Below are 14081 nucleotides of genomic sequence, written 5' to 3'. Positions count from 1 at the left end.
GAACTTTCAGTTGCTAGCCACATTTTTCAGTCTAGCATCAGTATTATTCACCATCCAGCAGAAGTTCTTTTGGTTGTTTTCTGAGGAGATTGCTTGATGCAAGCGCCATAACGAGAACCACTAGAACCAAAGCAAGGACAAAGACGATGATAAAGTCTGATGTCTGAATGGAAATATCTAGGCTTGACAAAGTCTTGTTAAAGCCATCTACTTCTGCACCACCACCAAGGTTAGAGGCTTGAGCCGCCTTGCTAGCCTGTTTGGCAACACCTGAAGTCACATTGGCAAGGACAGTGTTTCCAATTGCACGGGCAGTGTAATTAGCTAAGAAGTAAGCAGAAACAAGAGCAGGAATGGCAATCAAGATGGATTCGGTGATGAATTGCCCCAAGATACTTGCCTGCTTGAGACCGATAGAGAGGAGAATTCCCACCTCCTTGCGACGGGCATTGATCCAAAGGCTGAGCAAGAGGGCAAGGAGAAGGACTGAGAAGCTCAAGCTACCCCAGAAGAGGAGGTTGGCCATCTTGTACATACCAGAGATGGATTGCTCAAGAGCTGGGTAGTTAGAGGAGCTCTTCACCAGTGTGTAGCTCTTCCAGTTGATGCCACTGATGCCACTCAACTCTTTCATAACATCATCCAAGTTCTTGTCCGCTGTTACAAAGAAGGTAGCGTCCCCGTAAATAGCTGTGTCTTCTGTGTATCCATAAAGTTTTGCAGCCGTGTGAATGTCTGTGATAGCTGTATTTTCATAGAGTTCTTGTGAGTAGGTTACTGCCGACTTATTGTGACCATCAAAGAGTCCCTTGATTGTCACTTCAACTGTTTCCTTGGCACCTTTTTCATTGTCTGCATCATAGACATTAGAGTCCAACTTGACCTTATCCCCTACTTTCCAGCCGTATTTGGCTGCCAAGTCCTTGTGCAAGAGGATCTTGTCCTTGTCGTCGTTTGTTAGGTGCTCACCTTCAACCAGTTTATAAGAACCAGAAACAAACTTGTCTTCTTTAGAGGAGTCATTGACACCAGTGATCATCAAGCTGCTTCCAAAATGTTTGGCACGGTCAGGTGTTAGATTTTTCTTGGTATCTGGCGTTTCGATGAGTTCATAGCCAGTCAAATCTCCGATAGCGTTGATGCGTTTAACATAAGACTCAATAGCCTTATTTTCGGTGATTTTTTTGATGTCTTCACCCTTGATATTCCCAGCACCACGTGGCGTTCCTTGATTGACGCGACGATTGATTTGCATGGAGAAGCTGTTGGTGATATTTTTAAAAGTCTCCTGAGAAGCCTTGGCAGTAGCTCCCTTGATCGACAAGCCGACCAAACTCAAGCTCGCCATGAGGAGAATAATCAGGAAGATGACAATCGATTTGAAAAACTTCCTTGTAACATAGGCAAATGCGTTGTGTAACATAGTTTCCCTTTCTAGATGTTGTTCTATTTTATAGTCTATAACATATATAAAATAATTTTTTACTATTTCCCTTAGATTGTGCGGACGGGAGCAACTTCCTGTAGGAATTTCATCCCTAATTTTTGAGCCCTTCGACCTTTAATTTCTATGCTCAGGCTAAAATAGTTCCCCAAACTATTTTACTCTCAAAAATTCCGACCTTGATAATAACTTTGTTATTATCTAGGCTATCACTACTGTGGGAAATAGTTGTTAATGACTCACTTCGTTTATTATTACTATACACGTATCTGGTTACCAACTAATACTATTTTAAAGTTTAATAACTAGATTCTATATTTCAGTCAGTTTCTTATCCTTCAATTCAAGTGTAATATCTGACGCTTGTGCCACTTCTTTACTGTGGGTGACGACGATGACACATTTACCTGTTTTCTGGGCAAGTGATTTGAGCAGTTCAACAATATCGCCAGCAGTTTTAGGGTCCAAATTTCCTGTTGGCTCATCTGCAAGAATAACTGGAGCTTCCGAGACCAAACTACGAGCAATGGCAACACGTTGCTGTTGACCACCTGATAACTGGAGAACATTCCGCTTGATCTGACTTTCATCCAAACCAAGCTCAAGCAGTGTATCCTTGCTTGCCTTTTTATTGACCAAGCGGATATTTTCCAGTGGAGAAAGATAATCTATCAAGTTATAATTTTGAAAGACCAGGGAAATATGGTGCATGCGATGGTAAGAATACCCCTTCTTACGAATGTCCTCTCCTTGGAAAAGAATCGAACCTTCAACAGGACTATCTAAACCAGCAAGTAGGGACAAGAGTGTGGATTTTCCTGCTCCTGACTCACCAATAATACTGTAAAATTTCCCGGGTTCAAAATGATAATTGATCTGATATAGAACTGCTTCAGCAGTGTTCTTATAACGGTAGGTAAGATCTTGTAATTGTAATAAAGTCATGATTTCTCCTTCTTAACTAATAGATGATAAAATTTCTTTAGGCGATTTTCTAAATAAGAATAGGAAACAAAGGGCTACAGATAAGCAACTAAGCAGAACTAGAAAAACATAGGATTCTGCAAAAGATAAGATGCTGGTTGATAAACTGCTTGCTTTGGCTAGTGTATCTTGTAAGCTTGCCTGATCTCCACTGGCTAGGACAGTTTGGAGAAGATAGGATGTAATGGCATTTCCAGCGATAAAGGATGGAAGCAAAGCACCGATAGATACCAAAACCACCTCTAAACAGAATTGTAGGAAAATCGAGCTCTTGCCTTTTCCAAGTGCCAGAAGGATTCCCACTTCGTAGACCCTTTCTCTCAACCAAAGAGACAAGACCAAAATTAAGGCTCCAGCTCCAGCTATCAACATCCCATAAAGGAAGATGGTCAGGAAGGTTTGGAAGGTTGCAACTGAGTCTTTGATTTGTTCAAAAGCCTTGTTTTCCTTCTCGACTTGGTAGCCTTGACTTTCCAAGGCTAAGTTTTCCACCTGCTTCATAAGTCCATCCATTTCCTTAGGATTTTCTACATAGAAGCGAGCTGCACTGACTAGAGATTCACCATTACCCAAAAGGCTTTGGCTACTTTCATAGTCTGTAAAGACCTGGTTTTCACTGAAGTCAGAAGACAAGCCTGTGAATTTCTCCTGTTTTTTACCAGAAAAGATGCCAACGATTTCATACTCAACTGTGTGTCCTTTTCCAGCTTCTGACTGTCCAGCATCTAAACGAATCTTATCATGAAGCGAAAGACTATTCTTCTTAGCCAGCTCTTCGTGGATGATGATTTTCTTTGAATCCCCTTTTTGAAGATGTCGCCCTTCTTTTAAGTTGAAAGCCGAGCTGGTGAAGGTCACATCCTTGGATGAATCCTCAAGAGCCGTTAAGCTAACCAAGTTCTTGTCCGCAGCTGACAAATCATCACGTTCAACGCTTTGCTCACCACTCACCGCTTCCTTGTCTTTTAATTTTCCGATCGTCTCGAGTTCAGGAGAGACATTTTCCAGTCCCTTAATCTTGTTCACAGCCGCTAACTCTGACAACTTGAAAGTCTGCCCATTTTCTATCTTCTTAATAGAAAAAGATGTGTTGAGTGATTTGTAAAGATTGGTTTCAACTGTTTTGTTGGACTTCATCAAAGTCAAACAGGCTGAAATTCCGGCCAATAGGACCAATAAAATCAGAAATAAAATAAAACTTCTCAGTCGCTTTCTGCTGACATAAGCCCAAGCTCTTTGGATTGGATTCATTTGTCACCTCCATATTTGTAAGACTATTATAAAACCCAAATATGAAATGTTTATGAAATACGAAAAAAGAGCAAAAATTTTTTTGCTCTACTTTAACTAGATGAAAAAAAGAGCTAGCCTCAGCTAACTCTTATCCTATGCGGAGAGAGGGACTTGAACCCTCACGACCTAAAGCGGTCACAGGATCCTTAGTCCTGCGCGTCTGCCAATTCCGCCATCCCCGCGTTGATTACTTTACTAGTATATCAACTTTTGGGATCCTTGTCAATACTTTTTTTCAAAAATTTTTCATTTCATCAACTAAATTACTCTGAAAGTTCATTTAGATTTTCATCTACTAACTTAGCTCCGAGTGTATTTTTGAAATGAGCTAGAGCAAATTGATGATTTTCAGGCCAGATAGAAGCAACAGCTGGTTGAACAATCTCGATGTCATATCCTAGATTATAGGCATCTATAGCTGTATGCAGAACACAGATATCCGTCAAGACACCTGTTAAGATAACTGTAGAAATTCGACGCTCTCTCAAGCGGATATCCAGGTCAGTCCCTGAAAAAGCTGAGTAATGGCGTTTATCCATCCAAAAGACACGACTGTCTGAACCATGCTCTTGATAAAATGTACCCAAATCTCCGTATAAATTGCGTCCACTAGTCCCAATCAAATTGTGAGGAGGAAATAGCTTGCTTTCTGGATGGAAACAATCGTTTTCTTCATGAGCATCGATAGTAAAGAAGATGTAATCTCCGCGTTCAAAAGCTAACCGAGTCACCTTACTAATGGCTTCCGAAATAGCTTGAGCTGGAGCACCTGCTGTCAATTTACCACTGTCGGCAACAAAATCTTCTGTATAATCAATCGAAATCAAAGCTTTAGTCATTAGTAATCTCTTTTCTTCACTTCTTCAAAAATATCTGTAATCAAGACCTTGAGGTAGGTTCCCTTCATTCCAAGTGAGCGACTTTCAATAATCCCCGCAGACTCAAGTTTACGAAGGGCATTGACAATCACAGAACGGGTAATTCCGATACGGTCTGCAATCACAGACGCAGTTAACTGGCCTTCATTTCCATTTAATTCCCCTAAAATTGCTGAAACAGCACGGAGTTCGGAGTAAGAAAGGGTATTAACCGCCATGGTAACAGCAGTACGGCGACGGATATTTTTCTCATCTTCTTCACGTTGGAAGTTGAGGAGCTGAATCCCAACCACGGTACTCGCAATCTCAACAAGAATCAAGTCTTCATCTTCGAATTTTTTATCATTGCGCCAAATAATCAAAGAACCAAGGCGAATCCCTGATACATGAATCGGTGCAATGGTCGTCAAACCATCTGGAAAGTCGGCACGACTCTCTACAGGGAAAATACTCAAATCATGATCAACTGTCAGATTGGCTTCTGTATCGTAAATCATGTTCGCACCTTGAATGTAGTCATCCGGGAAAATTTTAGTTTGGAAGAATTGCTCTACACGATCTGTATTGGTTTTGTAACGCATAAAATAGCCAAGGAGACGTCCCTTGCTATTGACGATACAGGCGTTACAGTCAATAATATCTGCCAATTGACGGGTAATCGCATTGTATGGAAGTTCTTCCTGCAACTGCTCCTCTGAGCGCTTCAGGATAGAAGTAATTTTTCTTGTTTTTTCTAATAAATGTGCCATTTTTCACCTCGAATTTAATCGCTATCATTATAACATAAACAGATTGAATTTTCAATTATTATCTGAAAATTGCTTATTTAATTGCAATTTAGACTAGCTGAAATATTTTAGAAAATTATGTTTTCTTATTGACAACCTAATTTATATTTGATATCATATCATCATAAGAAGGTGGATTGATAATACCTTTCCATTTCACCTATCCTTTGCTATCACCATCTTCTTTCACCCTTGGTCTCCTTATATAAAAAAGCGATTCATTTTGAACCGCTTTTTCTTATTTATCGCCCTTGTTACGAATAACAAAGCCTGTTTGCTTTTCACTTGAAGTATTGCGTGGTTTTTTATTATCCTTACGGTAACGTTTTTCCTTATCAAAACGATCGTTGCTACGACTGCCTTTTTTGAAATCATCACGGCGACCACCACGACGGTTATCTCCTCGGCGATTATCACGACGGTCATCTCCACGACGACCTCCCTTAGCTTTACCACCAAAACCATTACCTGATGGTTTAAATGGCAGTGGTTTTTCACGCGCAATCTCCACTTCAGGAAGGCTATCCGGATCTTGAACAGTCAGACTCAAAATATACATTGCCAATTCTTCTGGAGTAAATTCGGCAGCTAGCTTACGAGCATCCTTACCAAATTTCTCAAAGTTGGCACGGATAGTCTCATCTGCAAAATCACGTTCGATTTTCTTGAGAGCTACTTGTTTTTTAGCTTGGAAGGCTTCTTCTGCACTTGCAGGTTTGAGACCTTTCATGCGTTTCTTAGTCAAGTTTTCAATGATTTGGAGGTAGCCCATTTCATTTGGTGATACGAAAGTAATCGACTGACCTGACTTACCGGCACGACCTGTACGACCGATACGGTGAACATAACTTTCAGGATCTTGTGGAATATCGTAGTTATAGACATGAGTCACACCTGAAATATCCAACCCACGCGCTGCCACGTCTGTCGCAACCAAAACATCAAGATTACCATTTTTAAAGTCACGAAGGACACGCAGACGTTTGTTTTGGTCTAGGTCACCATGAATTCCTTCGGCACGGAAACCACGGATTTTAAGACCACGAGTCAATTCATCCACACGGCGCTTGGTACGACCAAATACGATAGCAAGCTCAGGTTGTTCCACATCCATGAGACGTGTCATGGTATCAAATTTTTCTTGCTCTTTGACTCGGATATAGTACTGGTCAACCAATTCAGTTGTCAATTCCTTGGCAGCAATCTTCACATGTTCAGGTTCTTTCATAAACTGAACACCGATACGTTTGATAGCATCTGGCATAGTTGCTGAGAAAAGAAGAGTTTGACGGTTTTCAGGAACACGAGAAATGATGGCTTCAATGTCTTCAAGGAAGCCCATGTTGAGCATTTCATCCGCTTCGTCAAGGATAAGAGTTTCAATATCTTGTAATTTCAAGGCCTTACGTTTAATCAAGTCCAAGAGGCGACCTGGAGTTCCCACCACGATATGGGCACCAGATTTAAGAGCCTTAATTTGCTTTTCAATGCTTGATCCGCCATATACTGAACGGACTTTGACTCCCTTACTACGACCAAAGCGGAAGAGTTCTTCTTGACTTTGGACAGCAAGTTCACGTGTTGGAGCGATGACCAAGGCTTGGATGGTCGCTTCTTCTGTACGGATTTTTTCAAGGGTAGGCAAGCCAAAGGCTGCAGTTTTTCCTGTACCAGTCTGAGCTTGACCGATAACGTCCTTACCTTCAAGAGCCAATGGAATGGTTTGTTCTTGGATCGGACTGGCTTCTACAAAACCAGCTTTTTCAATCTCTGCTAGCAAATCAGCAGACAAGTTTAATTCATTAAATTTCACGTTATTCTTCTTTCTAAAGGTGGTGCGAAGCCACCCTATAGGGCTTAGTCTATACTTTTCTTTTTATGACGTATTTTCATATACTGGATACAAAATCGTGTTGCTTCTTTTCCACAAAAGAAAAGTACTGTTTTCTTTGCAACCTATCTAGTATAACACAAGAGAGAAGTAAAAGATAGCCCAATTTCTACAGAAAATCATGTAAACGGTTTTTGGCTTTCCTTTTTGATGGAACGACCTAGATAATAAGACAAAGCCAAGGCGATACTATATAAAATGATAAAAACGAACAAGGTTTGTGTGTAAGAATGAGCCATTTTATAAGTTTCTGCTAATAAAATAGGTCCTGCTAAACCAGCCATTGCCCAAGCTGTTAAAATATAACCATGCAGAGCAGCTAATTCCTTGGTTCCAAAAATATCACTGAGATAAGCTGGAATCAAGGAAAAACCAGCTCCATAGCAAGTCATCAAAATAGACATAGCGACTACAAATAAAACGGAATCTGTAAAGAGCCAAAGTGAGAGAGAAAAGAAAAGATTGACAAGCAGTAATATACTAAAGGTTAGAGGGCGACCGATATAGTCAGACAAACTCGCCCAGAGCAAGCGACCAAATCCATTGAAAATCCCTAAAACGCCCACCATTACTGCTGCATGACTTGTAGACAAGCCAGCCATCTCCTGTGCCATTGGCGATGCCGCTGAAATTAAGCCTAAACCACAAGCTATGTTGATAAAGAAAATAATCCAAAGTATATAAAACCGATTGCTTTTTAGAGCCTGATTTGCAGCCATTCCTTGCGTCAAAGAGGCTGTTTTTTCTTTCCCTGAAGCAGATAAAATTGCAAGCTCTTGCTCATTTGGACGCTTAATGAATTGTGAAGCTAGGAGCATGATAATAAAGTAACTTGCACCTAAAATATAAAAAGTTTCTACAAGCCCTACCCCTGCGATGAGATGTTGCGCTATAGGACTAGTCAATAAAGAAGCAAAACCAAACCCCATAATCGCTAAACCTGTTGCGAGACCACGTTTATCAGGAAACCATTTTATAATCGTTGACACAGGGGTAATGTAGCCTGCTCCCAAACCAAGCCCACCTAAAATGCCGTAAGCCAGATACAACAACCACAGCTCCTGACGGTCTATTGCAAATCCTGTTAAGATATTTCCACCTGCGTATAGAAAAGCAGATAGACTCCCCATGACTCTCGGACCAAATTTTTCTACCAAACGCCCCATAAATGCAGCCGATAAGCCTAAACAAAAGATTGCTAGACTAAAGGCAAAGGCAACAGAAGCCTGATCCCATCCCGTTTTTTCAATAATAGGGTTACGATAAACACTCCAAGCATAAGTCGAACCCAGCATTAAGTGTAAAATGACCCCAGCAAAGGCAATAATATAACGATTCGATTTCATAAAACCTCCTATTTTCGAACATTTATTCTATCTTATATAAAAATAGATAGGATTTTAGTTTATCAAGCTTGTCAAAAAATTACTAGTTTTTTGTCTGGAAAGCGTTTTTATCTTTTTCTGTCTTTTTCGTAGCAGAATTGTGCAAAAGTTTTTTTCTTGTGCTAGAATGAAATTCGAATAGGAGGAACTCTAAATGTTAACTTATGATTTAATCGTTATTGGATTTGGTAAGGCTGGTAAAACACTAGCTGGTAAATTGGCTTCAGCTGGCAAAAAAGTTGCCCTCGTTGAACGTAGCAAAGCTATGTACGGTGGAACTTGTATCAACATCGGTTGTATCCCAACTAAAACCTTGCTAGTTGCTGCTGAGAAGGGCTTGTCTTTTGAAGAAGTCATTGCTACCAAAAATACTATCACTGGTCGCCTCAACGGTAAAAACTATGCGACTGTTGCTGGTACAGGCGTGGATATCTTTGATGCGGAAGCTCACTTCCTTTCAAATAAAGTCATCGAAATCCAAGCTGGTGATGAAAAGAAAGAACTGACTGCTGAAACAATCGTCATCAACACTGGTGCTGTTTCAAACGTCTTGCCAATCCCTGGACTTGCTACAAGCAAAAACGTCTTTGACTCAACAGGGATCCAAAACTTGGACAAGTTGCCTGAAAAACTTGGAGTCCTTGGTGGCGGAAATATCGGTCTTGAATTTGCTGGCCTTTACAACAAACTTGGAAGCAAGGTCACAGTCCTAGATGCCTTGGATACTTTCCTACCTCGTGCAGAACCTTCCATCGCAGCTCTTGCTAAACAATATATGGAAGAAGACGGTATTGAATTGCTTCAAAATATCCATACTACTGAAATCAAAAACGACGGTGACCAAGTCCTTGTCGTGACTGAAAACGAAACTTACCGTTTCGATGCCCTTCTCTACGCAACTGGACGCAAACCAAATGTAGAACCACTTCAACTTGAAAATACAGATATTGAACTAACTGAACGTGGCGCTATTAAAGTAGACAAACACTGTCAAACAAACGTTCCTGGTGTCTTTGCAGTTGGAGATGTCAACGGTGGACTTCAATTTACTTACATTTCACTTGATGACTTCCGTGTTGTTTACAGCTACCTTGCTGGAGATGGCAGCTACACTCTTGAAGACCGTCTCAATGTACCAAACACCATGTTTATCACACCTGCGCTTTCACAAGTTGGTTTGACTGAAAGCCAAGCAGCTGATTTGAAACTTCCATACGCCGTTAAGGAAATCCCTGTTGCAGCCATGCCTCGTGGGCACGTAAATGGAGACCTTCGTGGAGCTTTCAAAGCTGTGGTTAATACTGAAACAAAAGAAATTCTTGGAGCAAGCATCTTCTCAGAAGGATCTCAAGAAATCATCAACATCATCACTGTTGCTATGGACAACAAAATTCCTTACACTTACTTCACAAAACAAATCTTCACTCACCCAACCTTGGCTGAGAACTTGAATGACCTATTTGCGATTTAAGTTAAAATTCAATCGTATTGAACAGCCCTCTGAGGGCTGTTTTCATTTCTACGAAATCTCATACTCTTCGAAAATCAAATTCAAACCACGTCAGCTTCACCTTGCCGTATATATGTTACTGACTTCGTCAGTTCTATCTACAACCTCAAAGCAGTGCTTTGAGCAACCTGCGGCTAGCTTCCTAGTTTGCTCTTTGATTTTCATTGAGTATCAAATCTGTCTTTTCCCTCTTTTATGATATAATAGAAACATGAAATTAAAAACTACTTTTGGCCTTCTTGCTGGGCGTTCTTCCCACTTCGTTTTAAGTCGTCTTGGCCGTGGAAGTACGCTTCCAGGAAAAGTCGCCCTTCAATTTGATAAAGATCTTTTACAAAACCTAGCTAAGAACTACGAGATTGTCGTGGTCACTGGAACTAACGGGAAAACCTTGACAACTGCCCTCACTGTCGGCATTTTAAAAGAGGTTTATGGTCAAGTTCTGACCAACCCAAGCGGTGCCAATATGATTACAGGGATTGCAACAACTTTCCTGACTGCCAAATCGTCTAAAACTGGAAAAAATATTGCCGTCTTAGAAATTGATGAAGCCAGCCTATCTCGTATCTGTGACTACATCCAGCCAAGTCTCTTCGTCATCACTAATATCTTCCGTGACCAGATGGACCGCTATGGTGAGATTTACACAACTTACAAGATGATTTTGGATGCTATTCGTAAGGTACCTACTGCCACTGTTCTCCTTAATGGAGACAGTCCACTTTTCTACAAGCCAGCTATTCCAAATCCTGTAGAGTATTTTGGTTTTGACTTGGAGAAAGGGCCAGCCCAACTGGCTCACTATAATACAGAAGGAATTCTCTGTCCTGACTGTCAAAGTATCCTCAAATATGAGCACAATACCTATGCAAACTTGGGTGCCTATATCTGTGAAGGTTGTGGATGTAAACGTCCTGATCTAGACTATCGCTTGACAGAACTGGTTGAGTTGACCAACAATCGTTCTCGCTTTGTCATCGACGGCCAGGAATACGGCATCCAAATCGGCGGGCTCTACAACATCTACAATGCCCTTGCTGCGGTTGCTATCGCCCGTTTCCTTGGGGCAGATTCGCAACTCATCAAGCAAGGATTTGACAAGAGCCGTGCTGTCTTTGGACGCCAAGAAACCTTCCATATCGGTGACAAAGAATGTACCCTTGTCTTGATTAAAAATCCAGTCGGTGCTACCCAAGCTATCGAGATGATTAAACTAGCGCCTTATCCATTTAGCCTATCCGTCCTCCTTAACGCTGACTATGCAGACGGTATTGATACCAGCTGGATCTGGGATGCTGATTTTGAACAAATCACTGAGATGGATATTCCAGAAATTAACGCTGGCGGTGTTCGTCATTCTGAAATCGCACGTCGCCTCCGAGTGACAGGCTATCCAGCTGATAAAATCACTGAAACAAGTAGTCTGGAACAAGTTCTTAAGACCATTGAAAACCAAGACTGCAAGCATGCTTATATTCTGGCAACTTATACTGCTATGCTTGAATTCCGCGAACTGCTGGCTAGTCGTCAGATTGTTAGAAAGGAGATGAACTAATGGTTTATACTTCACTTTCCTCAAAAGATGGCAATTACCCCTATCAGCTCAACATTGCCCACCTCTACGGAAACCTCATGAATACCTATGGGGACAATGGAAACATCCTCATGCTCAAGTATGTTGCTGAAAAACTGGGAGCCTATGTGAAAGTTGACATCGTTTCACTTCATGATAATTTTGATGAAAACCACTACGACATTACCTTTTTCGGTGGCGGTCAAGACTTTGAACAAAGTATTATTGCAGACGACCTACCTGCTAAAAAAGAGAGCATTGACAACTACATCCAAAACGACGGTGTGGTTCTCGCTATCTGCGGTGGTTTCCAACTATTGGGGCAATATTATGTTGAAGCTTCAGGGAGACGCATCGAAGGACTAGGGGTCATGGGCCACTACACCCTCAACCAGACCAATAACCGTTTTATCGGTGACATCAAGATTCACAATGAAGATTTCGATGAAACCTACTATGGTTTTGAAAATCATCAGGGCCGTACCTTCCTCTCAGATGACCAAAAACCGCTGGGACAGGTTGTCTATGGCAATGGAAATAACGAAGAAAAAATCGGTGAAGGCGTTCATTATAAAAATGTCTTTGGTTCCTACTTCCACGGGCCTATCCTCTCTCGTAATGCCAATCTAGCTTATCGCCTAGTCACTACTGCCCTCAAGAAGAAATATGGTCAGGACATCCAACTCCCTGCCTATGAAGATATTCTCAGCCAAGAAATCGCTGAAGAATACAGTGATGTCAAAAGCAAGGCTGACTTTTCTTAAACAAATGGGAATTATATAAAAGAACTCCACATCTTGTCGGAGTTCTTTTTGTCTTTTCTTTTACCCTTCTCCCTTGCATTTTCTCACTTTTTTTGCCAAAATAGAGGGGTAGAAAGAAGGTAGCATATGTCTAAATTACAACAAATCGTAACATATCTTGAATCAGAAAAACTAGACGTCGCTGTCGTATCTGACCCCGTCACAATCAATTACCTCACTGGCTTTTACAGTGACCCCCATGAACGTCAAATGTTCCTTTTTGTCCTAGCGGATCAAGAACCCCTCCTCTTTGTCCCAGCCCTTGAAGTTGAGCGTGCTACTAGCACTGTTTCCTTCCCAGTTGTGGGCTATGTGGATTCTGAAAATCCATGGCAAAAAATGAAACATGCTCTTCCACAACTTGACTTCAAACGTGTCGCTGTTGAGTTTGACAATCTCATCTTAACAAAATATCATGGTTTAAAAACCGTTTTTGAAACTGCTGAGTTTGAAAACCTCACTCCTCGTATCCAACGCATGCGCCTCATCAAATCAGCTGACGAAGTGCAAAAAATGATGGTTGCAGGTCTCTATGCGGACAAGGCTGTAAAAGTTGGCTTTGACAATATTTCTCTTGATAAAACTGAGACAGATATCATCGCTCAAATCGACTTTGCTATGAAGCGTGAAGGTTATGAAATGAGTTTTGATACCATGGTCTTAACTGGCAATAACGCTGCAAATCCGCACGGCATTCCAGCAGCTAATAAGGTCGAAAATAACGCCCTTCTCCTCTTTGACCTAGGTGTCCTCGTCAACGGCTATGCGTCAGATATGACTCGTACAGTCGCAGTCGGCAAACCTGACCAATTCAAGAAAGACATTTATAACTTGACTCTTGAAGCTCAACAAGCTGCTCTTGACTTTATCAAGCCGGGAGTGACTGCCCATGAAGTGGACCGCGCTGCCCGTGAGGTCATAGAAAAAGCTGGTTACGGCGAGTACTTCAACCACCGTCTTGGTCACGGTATCGGTATGGATGTCCACGAATTCCCATCTATCATGGAAGGAAACGACATGGTCATCGAAGAAGGCATGTGCTTCTCTGTTGAACCAGGTATCTATATCCCTGGTAAAGTCGGTGTTCGTATTGAAGACTGCGGTGTTGTTACCAAGGATGGCTTCGACCTCTTTACAAGCACCAGCAAAGACTTGCTTTATTTTGATTAAAATTCTTCAAAAATCTTCCCACAATCATAACCACCCGTCAAACGGGTGGTTTGTCCCAGGGCTATAAGCCCAAATTACCAGCCAGCGCCTAAAGACGCTGGCTTTCACTTTGTTCAAGCCTCATTGCTCTTGACTCGTCACTTGCCTCTTAAAGAGGCTTTAGTATTACTTACCACTATCCCTAAAGGGATCCTCATATTCTTTTACACTCAATTTATCTAGTGCTATATCATGCTTTTCCTGTTCTTGGATATATTTCTTAATTGTGGCTTCATTAAGCCCTACTGTACTTACATAATAACCTTCCGCCCAGAAATGCCGATTCCCAAACTTGTACTTGAGATTGGCGTGTTTGTCAAACA

11 protein-coding genes, 1 tRNA gene and 1 pseudogene are annotated in these 14081 nt (G+C 41.4%); 4 read left to right on the top strand and 9 right to left on the bottom strand.

The window, feature by feature from the left end:
* Window positions 1–43: 43 nt before the first annotated feature.
* From vex3 to HT685_RS01200, 8 genes are all read right to left on the bottom strand, one after another.
* On the bottom strand, window positions 44–1423 hold the full coding sequence (gene vex3, locus HT685_RS01235) for an ABC transporter permease subunit Vex3 (protein ID WP_173227238.1): 1380 nt from the start codon (window positions 1421–1423) through the stop codon (window positions 44–46).
* 333 nt (window positions 1424–1756) lie between these two features.
* Window positions 1757–2389 (bottom strand): ABC transporter ATP-binding subunit Vex2, encoded by a 633-nt coding sequence (vex2, locus tag HT685_RS01230; protein ID WP_047499406.1) that lies wholly within the window; start codon window positions 2387–2389, stop codon window positions 1757–1759.
* 12 nt (window positions 2390–2401) lie between these two features.
* Window positions 2402–3679 (bottom strand): ABC transporter permease, encoded by a 1278-nt coding sequence (locus HT685_RS01225; RefSeq protein ID WP_173227240.1) that lies wholly within the window; start codon window positions 3677–3679, stop codon window positions 2402–2404.
* A gap of 138 nt (window positions 3680–3817) precedes the next feature.
* Window positions 3818–3903: transfer RNA gene (locus tag HT685_RS01220), tRNA-Leu, on the bottom strand.
* A gap of 81 nt (window positions 3904–3984) precedes the next feature.
* Window positions 3985–4560 carry an isochorismatase family cysteine hydrolase gene (locus HT685_RS01215; RefSeq protein WP_173227242.1) on the bottom strand — a complete coding sequence of 192 codons (576 nt, stop codon included), beginning with the start codon at window positions 4558–4560 and terminating at the stop codon, window positions 3985–3987.
* Window positions 4560–5348 (bottom strand): GTP-sensing pleiotropic transcriptional regulator CodY, encoded by a 789-nt coding sequence (gene codY, locus HT685_RS01210; RefSeq protein ID WP_000940739.1) that lies wholly within the window; start codon window positions 5346–5348, stop codon window positions 4560–4562. Before codY ends, HT685_RS01215 begins: the two co-directional genes overlap by 1 nt.
* A gap of 277 nt (window positions 5349–5625) precedes the next feature.
* A complete protein-coding gene (locus HT685_RS01205) occupies window positions 5626–7200 on the bottom strand; it encodes a DEAD/DEAH box helicase (RefSeq protein ID WP_173227246.1) in 1575 nt (524 codons plus the stop codon).
* 197 nt (window positions 7201–7397) lie between these two features.
* The gene (locus HT685_RS01200; protein ID WP_173227248.1) at window positions 7398–8624 is read right to left on the bottom strand and encodes an OFA family MFS transporter; all 1227 of its coding nucleotides are present in this window, start codon (window positions 8622–8624) and stop codon (window positions 7398–7400) included.
* Between the two features lie 193 nt (window positions 8625–8817).
* Between HT685_RS01200 and HT685_RS01195 the strand changes: the two genes are divergently transcribed.
* The 4 genes from HT685_RS01195 (at window position 8818) to HT685_RS01180 (ending at window position 13719) form a co-directional block, all read left to right on the top strand.
* Window positions 8818–10134: an FAD-containing oxidoreductase gene (locus HT685_RS01195; RefSeq protein ID WP_000958960.1), complete on the top strand. Its 1317-nt coding sequence runs from the start codon at window positions 8818–8820 to the stop codon at window positions 10132–10134.
* A 250-nt stretch (window positions 10135–10384) separates the two neighbouring features.
* Entirely contained in the window at window positions 10385–11728 is a 1344-nt protein-coding gene (gene murT, locus HT685_RS01190) for a lipid II isoglutaminyl synthase subunit MurT (RefSeq protein ID WP_173251349.1), read from the top strand.
* Window positions 11728–12510: a lipid II isoglutaminyl synthase subunit GatD gene (gene gatD / locus HT685_RS01185; RefSeq protein WP_173227296.1), complete on the top strand. Its 783-nt coding sequence runs from the start codon at window positions 11728–11730 to the stop codon at window positions 12508–12510. Before murT ends, gatD begins: the two co-directional genes overlap by 1 nt.
* 126 nt (window positions 12511–12636) lie before the next feature.
* On the top strand, window positions 12637–13719 hold the full coding sequence (locus HT685_RS01180) for a Xaa-Pro peptidase family protein (protein ID WP_173227298.1): 1083 nt from the start codon (window positions 12637–12639) through the stop codon (window positions 13717–13719).
* A 165-nt stretch (window positions 13720–13884) separates the two neighbouring features.
* Here the strand turns inward: HT685_RS01180 and tnpA are convergent.
* Window positions 13885–14081: pseudogene (gene tnpA / locus HT685_RS01175) on the bottom strand (IS200/IS605-like element ISSsu4 family transposase); the annotation flags it as partial.

Source organism: Streptococcus sp. 5004 (assembly GCF_013276755.1).
GTDB lineage: Bacteria > Bacillota > Bacilli > Lactobacillales > Streptococcaceae > Streptococcus.
The sequence above is the reverse complement of the archived record's forward strand: the minus strand, read 5'-3'. Positions and strand labels throughout refer to the sequence as shown.